Source organism: Actinomadura gamaensis, assembly GCF_042652125.1.
Taxonomy (GTDB): Bacteria; Actinomycetota; Actinomycetes; order Streptosporangiales; family Streptosporangiaceae; genus Spirillospora; species Spirillospora gamaensis.
In genome coordinates this window covers 109885-128798 of sequence record NZ_JBHSIT010000002.1, presented here as the reverse complement: position 1 = coordinate 128798, position 18914 = coordinate 109885, and the positions used below count along the sequence as shown (strand labels likewise).

Here is an 18914-nt window from a genome sequence, read left to right as displayed (position 1 = left end):
CGATCTCTTGCGTGCGACCCTACGCGAGCCGCAGACGCTGGAAGCGGTCTTCGGCGGCGTCGAGCTTGCCCGTGGCACCGATCCGCGCCTCGACGCCGCCGTCAAGGAAGCCAAGGAAAGCTTCGCCGACACCGCCACGATCGAGTTCCGCGCCCGCCGCGTCGCCGAGCGCCTGGCCCTCGTCCTGCAGGCATCGTTGCTGGTCAGGTACGGCCACCCGGCTGTCGCCGATGCCTTCTGCGCGAGTCGGCTCGGCGGCGACTGGGGAGGCGTCTTCGGCACTCTCCCGCCCGGCCTCGACCTCGCTCCGCTCATCGAGCGCGCCACCCCGAAGCTCGGCTGAGCCCGCACGCAAGACCAGCATTCGAAGCCCACCGAACCGCCCCACAGCCCCGACCACGACCCACCCTGGAAAGATCATCCGCTAGCGAATCCGCTAGTAGGCGCCCGCCGCATCTTCCTCATGGCGTCCGATGCAGTCCTGCACCACCCGTTCCCCGGCTACACACGGTAATCGCGCTCGCCCGCGTCCCTGCCCCCTCGCGCAGCCCAAGTCGCGGCGAGCGAACGAGAACCTAAAAGCAGCGTCGGCGCAGACCCCTGAAAGACGAGCGGAAGGCTAATCCTCTGTCCTCCCCAGGGGGGCTGTCACCCGCCACGCCGAACCCTACGAACGCCTCATCCGGACGGGGATCGGGATGGAGCGGGAACCTTCACGAACGAGGCGGCCGTAGAGGGTTTCGGTGCTGCCGTCGCGGCGGATGCGGTGCAGTTCGCGGATGGTCAGGTTGTGGGCCTGGGCGTAGGGGATGGCGTGGCGGCGCAGGTAGGTGAGCGTGGCGGGGTTCTCGCTGTCGTCGCCGACGTTGGCGAACAGGAAGGTGTCGAAGTCCAGGTCGCCGCGCGCGGCCAGGACGAGGGCGGCGACTGATTGCCAGCCGCCGCCGAAGCTAAAGGCGCGAAGCGGGCCGCAGGGTGGCTTCTTGGCGGGGCGGCGGGTGGCGGTGTGGGTTCGGCGTGGGGCGAGGTGGGTGTCGGGGTCGCCGTGTAGGTGGGGGTGGCGTCGGTAGGGGACGGGGTCGGGACGTGGGTGGCTTTGGGGCATGCGGCCTCCGGTCAGGGCGTGGGGGCGCCGGGGCGGACGGCTCCGGTGTATTCGCGTTCGCGGTAGGGGTCGCCGGTGAAGGTGGAGATGCGGACGACGTCGCCGGTCTGGGGCGCGTGGATCATGCGGCCGTTGCCGAGGTAGAGGGCGACGTGGTGGATGGACGCCGGGTTGTTCGGGTCGTGGGCGAAGAACAGCAGGTCGCCGGGGGCGAGCTGGTCGCGGGGGACGTGCGGGCCGTCGTGGTACTGGTCGGCGGCGATGCGGTCCAGGTGGATGCCGGCTTGGGCCCAGGCGTAGAGGGTCAGGCCTGAGCAGTCGAAGCCGATGGTGTCGGCGCCTTGGGCGCTGCCGCGGGTGGGGCCGGAGGCGTTGCCGCCGCCCCAGGCGTAGGGCGTGCCGAGCCAGCGGAGGGCGGCGCGGACGGCGGTTTGGCCGCGGGTGGAGGCGGTGGGCGCGGCGTACTTGGCGGCCAGCGCGAGAACGCCGGCAACGTAGGTGTCGCTGTGGTTGTAGGCGTAGATCGCGGCGCGCAGGTGGTCGCCGCCTTGGCCGGCGCCGTTGGCGCACAGGTAGCGGGCGGCGGTGTAGATCGCGTCGGCGGGGTCGTAGCGGTCGGCGCGTCCGTCGTTGTCGCCGTCCACCGCGTAGGCGGCGAAGGTCGCGGCGAGGAACTGCATCGGGCCGCCGGCTCCGGCGTAGTTCTGGCCGGAGTGGACGCCGGGTTGGGTGGAGCGGCCGTGGTCGGATTCGGTCTTGCCGATGCCGGCCAGCACCGCCCAGGACAACCCGGGGCAGGTCTGCGCCGCGTCCAGGTACCAGCGCAGGTAGTCGGGTGGGATGTCGCGGCGGGCGAACGCGGTCGGTGCGCCCGCCACGTCCGGGCTGGGGCTGCTGGACGAGGCGTTCGGGGCGAGCAGGACCAGCAGGAGGGCCAAGAGGGCGGCTCCGGCTGCGGCGGCGAGTTTCAGCATCGCGGCCGCGCCGGGGCCGGGGGCGGGTCAGTCGTCGGTGGTGGCTCCGGTGCGGGCGCGGCGCTGGGCGCGGTAGCCCGCGCCCTTGGACGGTTCGGTGGCTGGATCATCGGCGGTCCCCGGTTGGTGGTGGGGCTGCCGCAGCACCTCGCGGACTGCTTCCCAGGAGTAGCGGAAGTCCTTGCCGGTCTTGAGCGCGGGGATCTGTCCGGCGTGCGCCATCCGGCGGACGGTCTGCGCGGACAGGCCGAGCTTGGCGGCGAGTTCGGCGGTGGTCAGCACGTCCGGGTCACGGCCGGTGTCGCCACCGGTGTCGGCGCCGGTTCGGTCTGCCATGTCGGCTCCTGGGGTCGCGGTCATGGTCTGGCCCTTCATTCTCGCGGATGCGGTGCGGCGGAAGCACGCTCTTCGATGCGTTGAGGCTCGTTGAACTTCTTTGACGCTACTTGCGCTCTAAAAGATTGCCACGTACGGTAGCCGCATCGCAACCCTGAGAAGCCAACCGGAGGTCTCCGGATGCAGCTCGGACGACTCGAACTCAACCTCACCGCCACCCACCCACCAGCCCCGCACGCGCTCAGTCCGGGCAACCTGCGCCTGATCGGAGCGCACGGCGGAGCAGGCACCTCGACACTGGCCGTCCTGCTCGGCGGAGCCGACGACCTGGGCACCACCGACCACGCACCCGACTCCGCCCAAGCCCCGATGGTGCTGGTCACGCGGAACACCGTGGGCGGCTCCCGCCGGGCCGTCTCGGCGCAGTACTTCCTGGATCGCATCGGCCAGCCGGTCCGGGTCCTGGCGATCGTCGCCGACGGCTTCGGCGAACCGCGGGACGCCACCGCGCGGTTCCGGCTGCTGGCCGCGCGGGTCGCCGGCGTCGTGCGAGTGCCGTTCATGCCGACACTGCGGCTGACCACCGATCCGGCGCTGGTCCCCGTTCCGGCCAAAGTGCGAAGAGCGCTGGACCAGATCCGCCTCCTGGCCGGTGCGCCGGTCGGCGCCACCCTTCCCACCGCGAGGAGGCCTTGATGTCTCTGGTCTTCGCTCATCTGCCGCAGTTCGCCCGCTGGGTCGGGGCGCTGCCCAACCCGCCCGGTCACGGGAACGGGGACGGCTCCGGTGTCCAGGTCCCCGACCCGCCGCCGTCCGCCCCGCCCGGCTTGGACGAGAAGGTGAGCACCCTGCTCAGCTGGGGGAAGTGGGCGGTGCTCGTCTGCGGCGTCGCCGGCCTGTTCATCTGCGCCGGGCAGATGGCGATCGGTCGCAAGAACCGGTCCACCTTCGCCGCCGATGGCGCGACCGGCATCCCGTGGGTGCTGGGCGGGCTCAGCCTGGCCGCGACCGCCTCGGCGATCGTGGGGGTGTTCTTCAAATGAACCGCCGCGCGCTGCTGATCAGCGCCGCTACGGCCGCAACGCTCGGCCTCGGCGCGCTGACGCTGATGCCTCACGGGACCGAGAACTCCCCGCCGTCGCGTCCGCCTTCCGCCATCGTTCAGCTTCAGGCCTCCCCCGTCACTCCGTTGGACGGTCTGACCTGGCGCGACTTCCACGGTTTGCGGATGCCGTACTCGGCGTCCGAGGGTCCGCACGCCGTCAGCGGTGATCGTGTCGCAGGCTTCGGACACAGCCCGCTCGGGGCGCTGCTCGCGGCGATCCACCTGTCGGTGCGGTCCGATCCGCGTTGGGGTTTGGCGACCGCCGCGTCCACCGTGAACACCGAGTTCGTCGGGCCGGACACCGTCGGGATGCTCGCCTCGATCAACGCCGCGCCGCCCGCACCGAATACCCCCCACGCCTATGTCGTGCTGGAGGGATTCCGCTGGCAGGGCTACACGCCCGACACCGCCAGCATGGACGTGGTGTCGGCCGGGCCCGGCGACAGCGACCAGGTCGTCCGCGCCGCCACCCGCATCCAGCTCCAGTGGCGGGACGGCGACTGGCGGGTCGTCGCGCCGCCCGGCGGGAGCTGGCAGGCGTCTGCGACGCCGGTCGGCTCGCTGGACGGCTACACGCGTCTCCCCGCCGCAGGGAGCAGCCGATGATGCTCCTCGCGCCGGCGCCGCTGGTCCCGCCGTGCAGCACCGTCCTGGACCCCCAGTGCGCCCAGACCGGCGACCACCACGGCGCAGGCGGACACGCGTTCGGGGTGCCGCTGCCCGATCTGGCCGCCGAGGCCGGCGGCAACGCCCTGGACGGCCTCGCCAAGGCCGTCACCGCCGCGGTGAAGTGGTTCATCTCCCAGACCTCCGCCTGGTGGGTGCAGACCCCGTCGCCCAACCTGGAGACCGAGCCCGCCATCGCCCGGATGCACCAGCTGATGCAGCCGCTCACGATCGCGGTGGCCGTCGGCGCGCTGCTGGTGGTGGCCGCCAAACTCGCGTTGCTGCGCCGTGCGACGCCACTCATCGACGCCGGAACCGGGCTGGCCGTGCTCGCCGTCGTCAGCGTCCTCGGGGTCCTGCTGCCCAACCGGCTCCTGCAGTGGAGCGACCAGTGGGTGTCGTGGGTGCTGGACGCCTCGGCGTCGGGCGGGTTCGCCAACAGGATGACCAACCTGATGATCGCCGGGCAGGGGATTCCGGCGGTGCTCGCGGTGATCCTCGGGATCGTCGCGCTGTTCATCGGGATCGTCCAGGCGTTGTTGCTGCTGCTGCGCGGGGCCGCGATCGTGCTGCTGGCGGGCCTGCTGCCGCTGGCGGCGGCCGGGATGATGACCGGCGCGACCAAGTCCTGGTTCAAGAAGGTCGCCGGATGGATGCTCGCGCTGATCTTCTACAAGGCGGCCGCGGCGGCGGTGTACGCCACCGCGTTCACCTTCGTCGGCAACGGCAGGAACCTGCACACCCTGCTCGCGGGCTTCGCGATGATGCTGCTCAGCCTGATCGCCTTCCCGGTGCTGCTCCGGTTCTTCACCTGGACGACCGACAACGTCTCCTCCGGCACCGGCGGCGGTGTCATGAACAGCGTCATGGGTGGCCTGACCGCGATCGGCGCACTGCGCGGCTACGGCTGGGCCCCGGGGATGGCCGGCGGCGGCTCAAGCGGTAGCTCGGCGAGCGAACACGCGAGCCTGCTTTCCCAGCAACTCGGCGATCAGCACACCTCCGGCCAAGGCGCGCCCGCCGGCCAGCACAATGCCGGACTCAGCAACACCCCTGGATCAGCCGCCCCCGAAGGCAGCGCAAGCAGCACGGGTAGCCACGGGCCCGCGTCTTCGACCTCCTCCCCAGCAGGACGCCCCGACCTGGCCGAGACGGCAACGCCGACCGGAAGCACGACCCAAGGCGCGGACACGGCTTCGGGCGCGGCGAGTCCGAGCGGCGAGCCGATCGGTCCCGCTTCTGTCCGGATGGCGGATCGGGAACGGCAACGCGGACCGGAGATGATCCGTTGGCTCGGCAACCCAACCGGAAGCGACGGCGGCGCATCGGGCGCGCCGTACGGCGCCGCCGACGCGGGCGGTGTGGGAGGTGGCGCAGGTGGAGCCTGAGATCCGCACCTACGGCGGCTGGCGACGCCGTCACGGCATCGGGCTGCTCGGCCTCGACACCACCGCGACGTTCGGCGCCCTCGCCGCCGCCCTCGTGCTCGTCGTGCTCGCCGCTATGAAGCCGACCGTCCTCCCGTACGTCGCGCTCCCCGCGGTTCTGGCGGGCGGCCTCTGCCTGATCCGCATCGGTGGCATCCCGGTCGGACGGCTCGTCCTGGCGCGCACGCGCTGGTGGTGGGCCGCCTGGCGAGGCCGCACGCGTTACCGCGCCGGCATCGTGGTGGACCATCCGCGCGCCTTCCAGCTTCCCGGTGTCCTGGCTCCGCTGACGCTGCTCAGCGCCGAGGACGGACGCACCGGAAGCTACGGAATCGTCTGGGACCGCCGCACCGGCCTGCTCACCGCGACACTCCGCGTGGTTCCCGCCTCGACCTGGCTCGCCGACCGCGCGGACGGCGACACCTGGGTCGCCTCGTGGGGCGGATGGCTGGCGGCGCTCGGTCATCTCCCGCAGGTGCGGTGGGTCAGCGTCACCGTCGACACCGCTCCCGAGCCCGGCTCGACGTTGGCCGACGCGGTATCCCGGTCGCTGCTCCCGGAAGCTCCGCAATCGGCACGCGCCATTCTGGACGAGCTCGTACGCACCGCCCCAGCCGCCGCCGCAGACGTCGACACCCGCGTGTCGATCACCTTCGATCCGAACGCCTCGCCGACCAAGCCGCGCTCGCTCCCCGAAGCCGTCGCCGAACTCAGTCGGCTCTTGGACGGGCTCGCGTCTCGGCTCGGCAACTGCGGAGTCTCCGTGCTGGGCCGCGCCACCGCCGCCGAACTCGCCGGGACGGTCCGGATCGCATTCGACCCGCACAGCCGCGGCGAGGTCAACCGGCTCCTCTCCTACGGCTCCCCCGACGTCCTGGGCTGGGGCGACGCCGGGCCGCTCTTCGCCCGCGAGCACACCGACCACTACGAGCACGACGGCGGCGTCTCGGTCTGCTGGGGATGGCACGAACCGCCCCGCCAGAACGTCCGGTCCGACATCCTCGCCGGGCTGGTCGCGCCCGGCCCCTTCCCCAAGCGCATCACGCTGCAGTACCGCGCGCTCCCGGCCGCCGCCGCGAGCCGCCTCGTCCAGCAGGAGGTCAACGCCGCCTCCTTCCGCGCCCAGTTCCGCCGCCGCACCGGACGCGACGAAACCGCCCGCGACAGCATCGACGCCGCCCGAGCCCGCCAGGCCGCCGCCGAGGAAGCCGCCGGCGCAGGCGTCTGCCTGGTCTCCATGTACGCCGCCGTCACCGTCACCGATCCCGAACTGCTCCCCCGCGCGGTCGCCCACGTGGAGTCCGCAGCCGACACGGCCAAGATCCGCCTTCGCCGCCTGTGGGGCAGCCAAGCCGCCGCGTTCGCCACCACCCTGCCCTGCGGGATCCACCCCGCCGACCTCACCCGCCGCCTCCCGCACTAGGAAGGAGCCCCCGTGCTGGCAGATGCACCGACCGACGCCGAAACCGCAGCAATGGCCGAACCCCTGGCTCCGCCCTGGGGCTGGCGGCACCGGCACGCCGGACGCGCCGCGCACGTCGAAGCCGCGCCCGAGTTCCAGGCCACCACCAGCCAGGTCTGCGGCCTGTACCCGTTCACCGCCGGGTCCGGGACGCCGACCATCGGCACGCCGATCGGACGGCACCAGCTGTGGGGCGAGGTCGTGTGCTGCGACCCCCTCGCCTGGCTGCGCGCCGGGCTGGTCACCAACCCCGGCATGTTCGTCCTCGGACAGCCCGGCACCGGCAAGTCCACCTTGGTGAAGCGGCTCATCACCGGAGCGGTCGCGACCGGCACCACCCCGATCGTCCTCGGCGACACCAAACCCGACTACACGATGCTGGTCGACCACCTCGGCGGCCAGGTCATCCGCATCGGACGCGGCCTCGACCGCATCAACCCCCTCGACGCCGGCCCCCTGGCAGCAATAGCCGGCTCCCAATCCGACTCGCTGCGCTGGGAAGTCCGCTCCCGCCGCCTGTCACTGCTCCTCGCACTGGCGACCCTGGTTCGCGAAGCCCGCATCACCAACGCCGAGGAGGTCGTGCTCGGCCGCGCCCTCGACCTGCTCGACGACCGTCTCGACAGTGAGCCGACGATCCCGGACGTCCTGCGCATCCTCGAACAGGGACCGGACGAATTGCGCGCCGTGACCCGCACCGACTCGCTCGCCTCCTACCGGAAGCAGACGCGCGAGCTGGCGTTCACCCTCGACCTTCTGCTCACCGGCTCACTCGCCGGAGTCTTCGACGCCCCCACCACCCGCCCCCTCGACCTGAACGCCCCCGCGATCAGCGTGGACATCTCGCGCGTCCGGGCCGCCGGAGACAAGCTGCTCACCGCCGCGATGCTGTGCACCTGGGCGTACGCCTTCGGCATGGTGGACGCCAGCGCCGCGCTCTCCGACCTCGACCAGGCCCCGCGCCGCACCCACCTGGGCGTGATGGACGAACTCTGGCGGGCCCTGCGCGGAGCGCCCGGCCTGGTCGAGCACGCCGACGCCCTCACCCGCCTGAACCGCGCCAAGGGCATGGCGTCCATCATGATCACCCACTCCCTCGCCGACCTCGACGCCCTGGCCACCGAGGAGGACCGCGCCAAGGCCCGCGGCTTCGTCGAACGGGCCGCCATCACCGTCCTCGCCGGCCTCCCGCCGCGCGAGCTGGCCCGCGTCCACCAGGTCACGCCGCTCACCGGGCCCGAACAGCACCTGGTCGGCTCCTGGTCTGCGCCTGACTCCTGGCAGCCCGGCGCCCGCCACCCCGGACGCGGCAAGTACCTCATCAAGACCGGCGAACGCCTCGGCATCCCCGTCGAGCTCTCCCTGGTCGGCCCCGAGTTCGACCTCTACGACACCGACCAGGCCATCCGAGGCGGCGCCGCATGACCCGGGCACTGGGACCACGCGCCTCCGTCTGGGCTTCCCACGCGGCCGGCGGCTGGATGGTCCTGATCGCCTGCTGGCTGCCTATCGGATGCCTGTGGGTGCTGTGGGCCGCCGCTCGCATCGCCGCCGCGATGGTCGGCGGACAGGTGATGCCGTTCGGCACTGACTTCGCACTCGCGCTCGCGCATCACGACACGTCCCGCATGTGGCCAGGGACACCGACCGCGCTGGTCCTCGTGCTCGTCGCGCTGCTCACGGGACTGATCTGGACTGCCGTCTGGAACATCTGGCAGCGCATCGCGAGCCAGCTCACGCCTCCCGGCGATCCGGTCGCCGCGCTGACCGAACGCGCCGACATCACCAGCCTCACCCCGGACGCGACCGCATCACGCGCTGTCGCCCTGCGGCGCTCGCTGACCGGCCGTCCGACTGCCGACCTATCGCGGGACGACATCGGCCTGGTGATGGGCGACATCCTCAAGCCCGGCGGCTCGGGAGCCACGCTCTTCACCTCGTGGGAAGACACTGTCGTCGCGTTCATGGCGCCGCGTTCCGGCAAGACGACCACCCAGTCCATCCCGCACGTGCTGTCGGCGCCCGGCGCGGTCGTCGCGACCAGCAACAAGGCCGATCTGTGGTCGGCGATCGCGACCGTCCGCGCCGGCAAGTCCGGCGGAAAGATCTGGCTCTTCGATCCGCAGCGCATCACCTACCAGGCTCAGGAGTGGTGGTGGAACCCGCTCGCGGACCTCACCACCGTGGAGGACGCGCACCGCCTCGCCGGGCACTTCGTCCTCACTGTCGACGACGGACAGAAGAAAGACCTCTGGGGGCCAGCCGCGCAAGACCTGCTGTGCGCGCTGCTTCTGGCCGCCGCGACATCGGGCCGCTCGATGCACCACATCGCCCAATGGCTGGACGAGCCCGCCGTCCCCACCCCCATCGAGCTGCTCCAGCAGGCCGGCTTCAACCTGATGGCGTCCTCACTGAAGGGCACCCAGAACGGCGCGGTCGAGACCCGCGACGGCATCTACCAGACCGCCCGCACCGCCGCCAAATGCCTGCGCGACCAGGAGATCCTCGCCTGGGTCACCCCACAGGACGAACTTCCGGTGTTCGTCCCGGACGCGTTCGCCGCCTCCCGCGACACCCTCTACCTTCTGTCGAAGTCGCTCAGCGCCGCCGCCCCGCTGATCGCCGCGCTCACCGACACCACGATGCGCGCCGCCGAACGCCGCGCCGAGCAGTCCGGCGGACGGCTCGACCCTCCGATGGTCGTAGTGCTGGACGAGGCGGCCAACATCTGCCGCATCGCCGACCTGCCCCAGCTCTACTCCCACCTCGGTTCGCGCGGAATCATCCCCGTCACGATCCTGCAGTCCTACGAGCAGGGCGTCACCGTCTGGGGCGAACCCGGCATGGCCGCACTCTGGGGTGCGGCGACGCGCAAGCTCATCGGCGCCGGGATCGACTCACCCCGGCTCGCCCGCGACCTCGCCACCCTCATCGGCCAACACGACGTCCCGGTCCGATCCATCACCTACAGCGAGGGACGCGCCTCCGAGCAGATCTCCCTGCGCCGCCAGGAGATCTTGGAAGCGGCCGACATCCGAGCGCTTCCCGCCGGAACCGCACTGCTGCTCGCGACCGGCACCCGCCCAGCGCTGATCAAACTCCTCCCTTGGTACCGCGGCGCCTACGCCACCCGCATCGACGCCGCGATCAAGGACGCCGACCTCGCCATCACCGAAGCCGCCCGCCACTACCACCGCAAGGAGCCGAGCTCCCCGTCCGACGACTGATCGCCCGGTTCACCAGCACGTTCCCGTCCGACCGCACGAAAGGACCACGTCCCATGAACGTTCCGACCCTGGAGTACCTGCCGTGTCCGACACTGAGCGCTCAGCGGCGCCGAACGCCGCCGCCAGCGTAGATCCCGCCCGCGCCCTGGAGCGCGTCTCCAAGCCGTACTACTCGTCGGTGACCTCCTGGGTCACCCAGTACTTCGTCCCGATGTACCGCCGCACGCTCGGCGGGGAGTTCCGGTGGTGCGCCCAATGGTGGCGGCACGCCGAGGCGATCTCCCGCCTGAACGCGCTGTGGCAGTCCTGGGAGGCATCCCGCCTCCAGGGCGCGACCGGCATGGGCCTGTGGTACCGCGACTACCTCGACCCGCAGCTGCCCATCCTGCTCGGCGCCCGCGGCCCCTTCTACCAGTGCACCGAGGACGAGCACCTCGAACCCCACCTCGCCCGCCTGGAGCCCCCGCCGCTGCGCTGGTGGGACGCGCCCGAACCGCAGCTCGACGAGCGGGCGGACGCATGAAGGGCCGTTCGATCGCGCGAGCCGAAGCCGCGCTCGACATCTACGTCAGCTCGTCACAGTCGTCCTACCGAGAGAACCCCGAGATCGCCGCAGCGGTCGTCCGGTTCCTGGTGCGTGACCTCGCGCTCTTCGCCCTTGAGCACCGCCTGGCCGTGGACACCACCCGGTTGCTGGAAGCCGCCGAGAACCGCTCCGCCTCGCCCGCGGTGCCGCGTCCGACGTTCGACCTCGGCGCAGAGGTGCGGCTCCGCGGCGGCTACGACCAGACCACGCCCCGGACTCCCGGCTACGTCACGGCAGTCCGACTGGGACCGGACGGCGAGCACCGCTACGAGATCACCTTCCCTGGCGCCGAGCCGCGAGAGCGTGACCTTCCCGCCTCGGCCTTGATGGAGGCGGCTCCGTTCGGCGAAGTAGAGGTGTCGGACGGGACGCTGTCCAGCGCGCTCGCCGCTGACCAGCAGTACCTGCTCATCGCGGCGCGCATCCACACCACCAGCCGGATCGGCGAATCCCCTGCTCCCGCCGACTTGGCCGACCAGGCTCGCCTGGCCGAAGCCCTGGCCACCTGGACGGGAATCCCCGCAGAGAAGCTGTGGCCGTTCGAGCAGTTGCCTGCGGCCCTCAGCGCACACACGCAAGAGACCTCGGCGCAGCTCGCAGCCCACGACACCCCGCCGGAGCCCCCGCCGGACGCCGCGCCGGCCAAGCCCACAACCACCAAGTCAGCCACCAAACGCGCCTCCTCCGGACGGCCCAAGTCCGCGAAACGAGCAGCCTCGTCCCGCCGCACGGGAGGCAAGTGATGAGCGACGCCATCCGCCGCAGTCAGGCCGCCCTGGACGCCTACGAGAGGCAGTTCGCGCTACCAGCCGGGACCAGTTCCTACCGAGCAGACCCGGCCGTCGCTCGCACGCTCATCAACACCTTGCTGAGCGACCTGGCCTCCTATGCCGACCTGCACCAGATCCGCCTCGATCCGGGGCAGATCGCCGCGCTGGCTCGCCCGCGCACCTCTCCCGACCCTTCCCAGTTCGCGGTTCCGCACGTTCTCGGCTGGGAGGTGGACGACGCGGTCAAAGCCATCCCCCGCTCAGGCTGTCTTCCGCCTACGCGTGGGTACGTGGCCGCGATCCACCATGCAGCCGACGGATCACTCGAATGCACGGTGGCGTTCCCCGGAGTTCCCGCGCCGGTCCGCATGCAGGGCACGAACGTGCGCGCCACCAAGCCGTTTCCCGGCGTCTCGCTTGAGGACGCCGAAGTCACTCGTCCGTCCGAGGCGATGCGACGGTTCGTCATCGCCAGCGCGCGCCGTCTCTACGGCAACGCCGGCCCGCGAGAGCTGATCGACGAAGCGCTCCTCGGCGCCGCGATATCCGACTGGGCGGGAGTGTCGACGGCTCGGCTCCGCGAATCGCTCCAACGCCCGATCGTCCGAGCCGCAGCGGACCTGTCCGCCAGCCCGATGAACGCCGCCCAGCTGGCCGCCAGCGACCTTCCCACCTCCGTCTTCTGGTCGCCCACGTCCGCGCCTGCACCTCCGGCCGGAGCGTCTGCGCCCCCTCAGCCACCGTCGCCTCACCAGAGCCCCCGGCTCTGAACTCTTCTCCGCTGGAGCCATACATGTTCGACCCGCCACAGCGAAGCCTGCCCACCTTCCCGAGGTCCGCCCCACGAAGCAGCCCCGACGCCGTCGAAAGCGCCGAGATCCTCCTGGACACCTACGAGCAGGACGTCATCGATCTGCCGGGCTCGGGCTCCTACCGCGACGACAAGACGCTCGCCGCCGCCCGGATCAGCAGCTTGATCGGCGACCTCGCCGCCTACGCCGAGCATCACCGCATCGACTTCTACCCGTCGAGCCACGCCCGGCTGACCCACTCCCGTCCCTCACGCCGATACCCCGAAACCGCTCCCTCGGAGGACGGCTGGCAGATCGGCAGCGAGGTACGCGTCCGTCCGGGCGTACCGGACGTCGAACTCCCCGCCTCACCCGGCTACGTCAGCGCGCTCCATCCCGGCGAAGCACCCGAGTGCACGGTCGTCTTCCCCGGCGTGCCCGCTCGCCAGTTCCGCGTCCAGGCCGATCACCTGTGCGCCGCCGACCCGTTCCCGATCGTGTCGACCACCCATGGTCCGGTCCTCGGCGCCGCCCGCGCCGAGGCCGCCTTCGTGCGCGCAGCCGCGCACATCCGCCTCGCCCGCGACCAAGGCGATAGGCCCACCCCGCAGGACCTGGTCAACCACGCCTGCCTCGCGGTCGGCCTGGCCCAGTGGACCGGCATCAGCGCCGGACGCATCGAAGCCGTCCTCACCTCGCGCATCGAAGACGCCATCCGCCCCTTCAAAGCATCGCTTCGTCGAGCCGCCCCGGACGCACCCGCTAGAAGGAGCCGCTGATGCCACCCAGCGACAACCGCGATTCCGCGAACTCCGCCCAACAGCTGGTGGAGGCCTACCAACGACAGCTCGCCAATCAGCCCGAAAGCCGGATCCCGGGGCAAGCCCTGATCAGCGACATGCTCACCGACCTGATGCATTACTGCTGGCTGCACGGCGTGAGCTTCACCAAGGCCATGGAGGCCGCACAACTGACGTTCGCCGCCGAACGCACCGGCGTCCCGAAGTTCGAGCTCGACTCCTCCGTCGAGCTGGTGGGCAAGGCCGCCGAGCAGGCCCGCGAAGCCGACCTTCCCCGCCGCGGTCTCATCACCGGAATCATCAACTCGTCGGGCGAACCCGTCTACCGGGTCCGTTTCGCCGGCGTCACCCACGCGGGCGGCTACAGCGAGGACGAGCTGCGGCCCGGCATGGACTTCCGTCCGGTCAGGACGAGCAACGGCCTGATCCGCTCCCCGTTCGACGCCGAACGCGCCATCATCGCGACCTCCGTCCAAGTGCGAGCGGCGGCCGAGCAGAACCGGGCTCCACGTCCGGAACACGTCCGCGACCTGCAGGACCTGTACGGGGAACTTCGCCTTTGGTCAGGCACCTCCTCGACGCATCGACTGCGAGTCCTGCTCTCCCCTCGCATCGAAGCCGTGCTTCGCCAGGTGGGCTCCAGCCCGCCGCCAACCACCGGCGAGCACTCTGCTCGCCTCGCAGCCGCCAGCGAGCATCCAGCCCATGCCGCAGGCGCCGGCGAGCATCCGGCTCATGCCGCAGGCGCCGGTGAGCATCCGGCTCATGCCGCAGGCGCCGGTGAGCATCCGGCCTACCTCGCCGCCGCCGACGGAACCAGCCCCGAACTCGGCGTCACGCCACCCGGCCAGCCAACGCCTCGGCCTTCGTCGCCGCTGGGCGCCCGGCCGCGCCCCAATCTGCACCCGTGACAAGGAGGAGCCCCGCTTGTCGCTGCCATTGATCGCGCACCACCTCGGCGCCCTCGCCAAAGCCCGAACCGTCACCGACCGGCTCGCCGCCTCCTACTGCGCACTTGAGCTGCTCGAGGCAGCCGTCCAGGAGCTCGGTTTCCTGGACGCGCTCGACCCGCCTCCCCGCTGGGCCGCCATCCATCGGCACGCCGCGCAGGCCCGCGCGCTGCTGACCGGCGCTCCGTCGATCGCCTGGCCCCTGACCGTCCCGCCGCCGACCGTCGCTCTGGCCGTCCACGACCACGCCACCGTCACCGGACGGCTGATCGAGCTCGGCGAAGCCCTCACCGAAACGCTCCTCGCCACCGCCCGCCAGGCCGAGGACGTCACCGACGTGCTCTGCACCCTCAAGGCCGCACTGCGCGTCCAAGTCCTCACCGCCGAACTGCACCACTCGCGGGCGCTCGGCAGGTACTGACCACCCGAACAGGAGAACACCGTGGAAGACCACATCCGATTCGTCAGCGGCCAGACAAACAACGCCGACACCCTGCCCGCCCTGCTCACCGCAGCTTTCTACGGCCTGGAAACGATCGAACGCGCCACTTCGCTGCTCAGCGAACACGCGCCACCTCACTGCCGCGAGGCGTGCGGCACCGCACTCGCCGAAGCCGTCAACGCCTGGTGGGCGCTGTCGGACGCGCCCGCCTGGGCGGTGCCGTCCGGGCCGGCCAGCTTTCCCGAACTCGCCTCCCTGACGGCCGAGCTGGTGCTCCTGGTCAGCGAGACCCTCCTGAAGGCCGCGAACAAGACGTCCCTGTCCGCCGACCAGGTCGCCTGCCTGGCGGCCGTCGACCATGCCGGACGCGTCCACGCCGCGCTGAGGAGGATCGCGTGAACACCGCCTCCGCCGACCCGGGCGACATCCCGATCGTCGAGCGCATCGCCCACGTCACCGAGGCGCTTCGCGCCTACGAGCGGGGCGCACTCGACGGCCAGCCGACCGGGCTGCCCAGCGATCCGATCTCCATGCAGGCTCTGGTGGCCGCATTCCTTTGTGACTTGGAGCACTTTGCATCCGCAAACGACGTAGACTTCACGGAAGCCGCTGTCGCAGGACACGACGCCTACGCTGACGAGATCGCAGCCGCCCGCCGGTACGCGATCGGTGACGCCGTCCAGCTTCGCCACAGTCCGTACCGGCGCGGCACCATCAGCGACATCGACGACGCCCATACCGACGATCCCTCGTACCTGGTCAAAGTCCCAGGCCTGCCGTTCGTCCACTGCGAGCGCGCCGTCGCGCTGGAACCCGCACCGCCGTTCCCGGCCGTGCAGGGCATGTACCGGGTCGCGGCCACCGTGAAGCAGGCCGAGGCCGAGCTGATCGACGCGAAGGCTCATCTGCACCTCGGTTCCACCTCGCCCGGCTGGACGCAGACCTACAACCGGACGGTCGAGGCGCTGACCGCGTGGAGCGGCTGCACATCGCACGAGCTCCTCACCGACCTGAAGACGCAGATCAACCGGCGGGTGCAGCAGCTGCGGACGCCCGTCCCGTCCGAGCAGCATCCAGCGGCCCTGGCGGCTCACGATCTCGCAGACCAGACCGGCAGCCCCTCCGCCGACGCCGACACGGCGGCTCGCTCCGCGCCGCTCCCCGCGAGCAGCGCCGCCCGCCGCGACCACGCCTAACCGAAAGACCACACCCATGACCAGACCTGAAGCCACCAGACGAAGGCACGACTCCCTTTCGGAGCCGGCCTCGAACAGCCACAGCACCAGCCGTCCCGTCGGAGGGAACCTCGTGAATCAGCCCCGGGCAGCCGAGCCCGCCACCGTCCTGCAGGAGGTCTACACCGACCTCAACAGGGCCAAAGCGATCATCACCCGAGCGATCGACCAGCTCCCTGACGGCTACATCCGGCTCGGCCTCGCCGAGGGTGAGGCGGCAGACGCCCTCGCCGCCCTGCGCAGCGCGCCTTCCCTCTCTCCTACGGCCGTCGCCAAGGCCCAGGTCGAAGCCGATGCGGTGACGGGCCTGAGCGACGAGGACATCGCGCCGGCCCTGGACCAGATCGCCACCGTCGCGGCCAGCGCCTCGACGAGCCTCGTCGAGGGAGCCGGCCGCAGCGTCCTGCCCGCCGACGTCCTGGCCTTCCTCAACGCGGCCCTGTACGTCGGGCGGCTCCGCGAGCAGTTCGAGTAGGAGGCCGACTCCATGGCCACCTTCGGGGAGCTGCTGGCGGTCGCCGACCTACACCGGTCCAAGGCCCATGAAGCTCTCCAGCAAGCCGACATCACCACTCAGGCCAGCCACCCCAGTTCGATCACCGAGCTGGGGAGGCTGACCCGAGTGCTGATCCGCTACACCGACCGCATCGCCAGCGGATTCGGACTGCCAGGTGACCACGGCGCGAAGGCACGCGGCATCGCGCGCCGCGCCGGAACGCTGCTGCACCAGGCAGGCGAAGCCCTGGATCTGGCGGGCGTCCGCACGTCTCGGGACACTCGCCTGGCCGACCACCTGCGTGCGTCGTCCGTGGCGCTCGGGTGCGGACTCGACCTTCTGGCCACGCACCTGCCCGCCCCGGACCAAGGCCGCTTTCCGACGTCCGTAGCCGCCGTCATCACCGCGCCGGACAGCGCACCGTCCCTGTTCCACCTGATCACCCAACACGCCGCCACGGCCGGACGCATCGCCGCGGAAGCCGGACCCCTCGGAGGCATGGCCGGTCGCGCCCTCCTCCAGGCCGCCGCAATGACCGGCCCCGTCTCACACCCCAGCGACGCGGGCATCAACGCGGTTCCCCTGAATGAGACGGCCGAACGCATCCCCCCTGACGAGAACGAAGGCCGAGAACAGCTCCTCGCGGGCATCGACAGCAGCGTCCGTCGTCTGGACGCGTCCCAAGCAGCGGGTTCGGTGACCACCTGGCGCTATCTCGCCCGCGCCGCGACGATCATCTGCGACCTGGACCGGCACCTCCTGTGCATGCTCCGCCTGCGCGCCGAGGCGCTCGGCGCCAGCGACCTCGTCGACCCGCTGTGGCAGACGATCCGGGCCATGGATCCGCTGGCCGAGCGATGGCGGGCGCTCGCGCGCAGGTGGCTTGACCTCACCGCCGCGCACGCCGATCCGGAGACCGGGCCCGCGGTGGACGCCGGCGATCTACTCGTTCGCCTGGGCAGGCTCGCCTACGACGACCCGCACTGGAAACCGGGCCACCGCGCCCGACCGGAGAACATCGATCCCGCCGTGCTCGCACCCACGCGTGAGGAGTTCAGCACGATCGGCCTCACGGTCATCAAGACCTTGGACGCCTGCAACCAGATCGCCGCCCACCATCGCGACGCCCTCAACGACGTGCTCCGAATCCGCCGGCTCGAAGGCACCATCTCGCCGGCGGCCAAGCGTCCGACAGAGATCAGGAAGCTCTTCATGCATTACCCGGCGAACTACAACGCCGGACGAGCGGCCATCACCCAGCTCATCGACATCATGCACAAGGTCTCACCAGAGCCGGAGGCCAAGACGGCCCTCGCGCTGCGCATCGCCGCCACGCCCTCGCCGGCGCTGCTGGCCGGCGCCGACTGTCCGCATCCGTTGACTGACGGCGCCCTCGACGGTACGGCGTTCCGCCATTTCTGCGCCGCTCGGCGTCTCGACCGACCCCACCAGCCAGGCCCACGTCTTTGAAGGAGGAAGCGCATGACGACCGTCCGCCCGCCCGCGTCCCCGCAGCCGTTCGAACGCCCGGCTGCAACGGAGTTACCGATCACCGAGCAGACCCGCACGGTCCGGGCGGTGACCGGAATCCTCGTCCCGCTGATCGTCACCCTCGCGACGCTCGGCGGGATCGGGTCCTTCACCACCGTCCGCGCGATGGCCGAGCCCTGGTTCGGTGACCGAGCCTGGAGCGTGCCGATCGGGATGGACGTGGGCATCCTGGTCCTGCTCGCCTGGGACCTGCTGATGGAGTACCTGGACATGCCCTGGCCGGTGCTCCGATGGGTCGCCTGGAGCTACATCGCCGCCACCGTCACGATCAACGTCCTGGCCGCGCACGGCGACGTGGCGGGAAGTCTCATGCACGCCGCGATGCCGATGCTGTTCATCACCGTCGTCGAGGGCATCCGGCACCTCATCCGACATCACGTCGGCCTCGCCTACGGAACGCGCACCGAACGCATCCCGACCCGGCGCTGGCTGCTGGCTCCGGTCTCCACCGCCCTGCTGTGGCGGCGCATGGCGCTCTGGAACATCACCACCTACCGCGAGGCCCTCCAGATGGAGTACCGCCGCCTCACGACGGTCGGTCAGCTGCAGGAGCAATACGGTCGGCTCGCCTGGCGTTGGCGCACCCCACTACGCGAACGCCTCAGTCTGCGCCTCCTGGCCGCCGAGCTCCCCGAACACCACCCGCCGACCCACGGGAGCGCTCCCGCCCCACCGCCGCGAGATCCTCAGCCGCCGCGGCCGTACTGGCTCGGTGATGATCTGCTCCTCGCGACCCGGCGGGTCCTCGATGACGCCTTGGCCGCCGACCGCGCCCTCACCCGTACCGAGCTCGGCCAGCATCTGCGCGAGCAGGGCTTCTCGATCTCCAACGAGCGCCTCACCGAACTCCGCCAGCACGCAGTCACAGCCGAAGTCGCCACCGCCAGCACGGCCTAACCAGAAGAAAATCATCCCCAGTTCGATAACTCACAGTTGACAAACGGTCACCCGCCGATGCATCGTCGAGGCTCCAACAACTTTAGTTGACAGA

22 protein-coding genes are annotated in these 18914 nt (G+C 71.0%); 19 read left to right on the top strand and 3 right to left on the bottom strand.

The genetic code is table 11. The features are described from left to right. Positions 1 to 7 precede the first annotated feature (7 nt). The gene (locus tag ACFPCY_RS06465) at positions 8 to 343 is read left to right on the top strand and encodes a hypothetical protein (RefSeq protein ID WP_378252694.1); all 336 of its coding nucleotides are present in this window, start codon (positions 8 to 10) and stop codon (positions 341 to 343) included. A gap of 324 nt (positions 344 to 667) precedes the next feature. Here the strand turns inward: ACFPCY_RS06465 and ACFPCY_RS06460 are convergent, their stop codons facing one another. The 3 genes from ACFPCY_RS06460 to ACFPCY_RS06450 form a co-directional block, all read right to left on the bottom strand. Then, a complete protein-coding gene (locus ACFPCY_RS06460) occupies positions 668 to 1105 on the bottom strand; it encodes a hypothetical protein (RefSeq protein ID WP_378252693.1) in 438 nt (145 codons plus the stop codon). Positions 1106 to 1116: 11 nt separating this feature from the next. Continuing rightward, positions 1117 to 2043 (bottom strand): C40 family peptidase, encoded by a 927-nt coding sequence (locus ACFPCY_RS06455; RefSeq protein WP_378252692.1) that lies wholly within the window; start codon positions 2041 to 2043, stop codon positions 1117 to 1119. Positions 2044 to 2106: 63 nt separating this feature from the next. After that, a complete protein-coding gene (locus ACFPCY_RS06450) occupies positions 2107 to 2415 on the bottom strand; it encodes a helix-turn-helix domain-containing protein (protein WP_378252691.1) in 309 nt (102 codons plus the stop codon). 180 nt (positions 2416 to 2595) lie between these two features. Here ACFPCY_RS06450 and ACFPCY_RS06445 point away from each other — a divergent pair, with 180 nt between their 5' ends. The 18 genes from ACFPCY_RS06445 (at position 2596) to ACFPCY_RS06360 (ending at position 18820) form a co-directional block, all read left to right on the top strand. Further along, positions 2596 to 3111, top strand: a complete 516-nt coding sequence (locus ACFPCY_RS06445) for a hypothetical protein (protein ID WP_378252690.1) — start codon at positions 2596 to 2598, stop codon at positions 3109 to 3111. After that, positions 3111 to 3458, top strand: coding sequence for a hypothetical protein (locus tag ACFPCY_RS06440; protein ID WP_378252689.1), 348 nt, complete (start codon positions 3111 to 3113; stop codon positions 3456 to 3458). The genes ACFPCY_RS06445 and ACFPCY_RS06440 overlap by 1 nt, the downstream gene beginning before the upstream one ends. Continuing rightward, positions 3455 to 4126, top strand: a complete 672-nt coding sequence (locus ACFPCY_RS06435; RefSeq protein WP_378252688.1) for a DUF8175 domain-containg protein — start codon at positions 3455 to 3457, stop codon at positions 4124 to 4126. The genes ACFPCY_RS06440 and ACFPCY_RS06435 overlap by 4 nt, the downstream gene beginning before the upstream one ends. Then, a complete protein-coding gene (locus ACFPCY_RS06430; protein WP_378252687.1) occupies positions 4123 to 5574 on the top strand; it encodes a hypothetical protein in 1452 nt (483 codons plus the stop codon). The genes ACFPCY_RS06435 and ACFPCY_RS06430 overlap by 4 nt, the downstream gene beginning before the upstream one ends. Next, the gene (locus ACFPCY_RS06425; RefSeq protein ID WP_378252686.1) at positions 5564 to 7036 is read left to right on the top strand and encodes an SCO6880 family protein; all 1473 of its coding nucleotides are present in this window, start codon (positions 5564 to 5566) and stop codon (positions 7034 to 7036) included. The genes ACFPCY_RS06430 and ACFPCY_RS06425 overlap by 11 nt, the downstream gene beginning before the upstream one ends. A gap of 12 nt (positions 7037 to 7048) precedes the next feature. Then, positions 7049 to 8500 (top strand): hypothetical protein, encoded by a 1452-nt coding sequence (locus ACFPCY_RS06420; protein ID WP_378252685.1) that lies wholly within the window; start codon positions 7049 to 7051, stop codon positions 8498 to 8500. Then, on the top strand, positions 8497 to 10302 hold the full coding sequence (locus ACFPCY_RS06415; RefSeq protein WP_378252684.1) for a type IV secretory system conjugative DNA transfer family protein: 1806 nt from the start codon (positions 8497 to 8499) through the stop codon (positions 10300 to 10302). The genes ACFPCY_RS06420 and ACFPCY_RS06415 overlap by 4 nt, the downstream gene beginning before the upstream one ends. A gap of 82 nt (positions 10303 to 10384) precedes the next feature. Continuing rightward, positions 10385 to 10825 carry a DUF4913 domain-containing protein gene (locus ACFPCY_RS06410; protein ID WP_378252682.1) on the top strand — a complete coding sequence of 147 codons (441 nt, stop codon included), beginning with the start codon at positions 10385 to 10387 and terminating at the stop codon, positions 10823 to 10825. Beyond that, positions 10822 to 11631, top strand: coding sequence for a hypothetical protein (locus ACFPCY_RS06405; protein ID WP_378252681.1), 810 nt, complete (start codon positions 10822 to 10824; stop codon positions 11629 to 11631). Before ACFPCY_RS06410 ends, ACFPCY_RS06405 begins: the two co-directional genes overlap by 4 nt. Then, positions 11631 to 12428, top strand: a complete 798-nt coding sequence (locus ACFPCY_RS06400; RefSeq protein WP_378252680.1) for a hypothetical protein — start codon at positions 11631 to 11633, stop codon at positions 12426 to 12428. The genes ACFPCY_RS06405 and ACFPCY_RS06400 overlap by 1 nt, the downstream gene beginning before the upstream one ends. A gap of 23 nt (positions 12429 to 12451) precedes the next feature. After that, entirely contained in the window at positions 12452 to 13228 is a 777-nt protein-coding gene (locus tag ACFPCY_RS06395; protein WP_378252679.1) for a hypothetical protein, read from the top strand. Continuing rightward, positions 13228 to 14160, top strand: a complete 933-nt coding sequence (locus ACFPCY_RS06390; RefSeq protein ID WP_378252678.1) for a hypothetical protein — start codon at positions 13228 to 13230, stop codon at positions 14158 to 14160. The genes ACFPCY_RS06395 and ACFPCY_RS06390 overlap by 1 nt, the downstream gene beginning before the upstream one ends. Before the next feature lie 16 nt (positions 14161 to 14176). Then, a complete protein-coding gene (locus ACFPCY_RS06385; protein WP_378252677.1) occupies positions 14177 to 14620 on the top strand; it encodes a hypothetical protein in 444 nt (147 codons plus the stop codon). A gap of 21 nt (positions 14621 to 14641) precedes the next feature. Then, positions 14642 to 15040: a hypothetical protein gene (locus ACFPCY_RS06380; protein WP_378252676.1), complete on the top strand. Its 399-nt coding sequence runs from the start codon at positions 14642 to 14644 to the stop codon at positions 15038 to 15040. Then, positions 15037 to 15837 carry a hypothetical protein gene (locus ACFPCY_RS06375; protein WP_378252675.1) on the top strand — a complete coding sequence of 267 codons (801 nt, stop codon included), beginning with the start codon at positions 15037 to 15039 and terminating at the stop codon, positions 15835 to 15837. The genes ACFPCY_RS06380 and ACFPCY_RS06375 overlap by 4 nt, the downstream gene beginning before the upstream one ends. A 112-nt stretch (positions 15838 to 15949) precedes the next feature. Continuing rightward, positions 15950 to 16351, top strand: coding sequence for a hypothetical protein (locus tag ACFPCY_RS06370; protein WP_378252674.1), 402 nt, complete (start codon positions 15950 to 15952; stop codon positions 16349 to 16351). Between the two features lie 12 nt (positions 16352 to 16363). After that, positions 16364 to 17842, top strand: a complete 1479-nt coding sequence (locus tag ACFPCY_RS06365; RefSeq protein ID WP_378252673.1) for a hypothetical protein — start codon at positions 16364 to 16366, stop codon at positions 17840 to 17842. A gap of 12 nt (positions 17843 to 17854) precedes the next feature. Then, entirely contained in the window at positions 17855 to 18820 is a 966-nt protein-coding gene (locus ACFPCY_RS06360) for a DUF2637 domain-containing protein (protein ID WP_378252672.1), read from the top strand. Positions 18821 to 18914 lie beyond the last annotated feature (94 nt).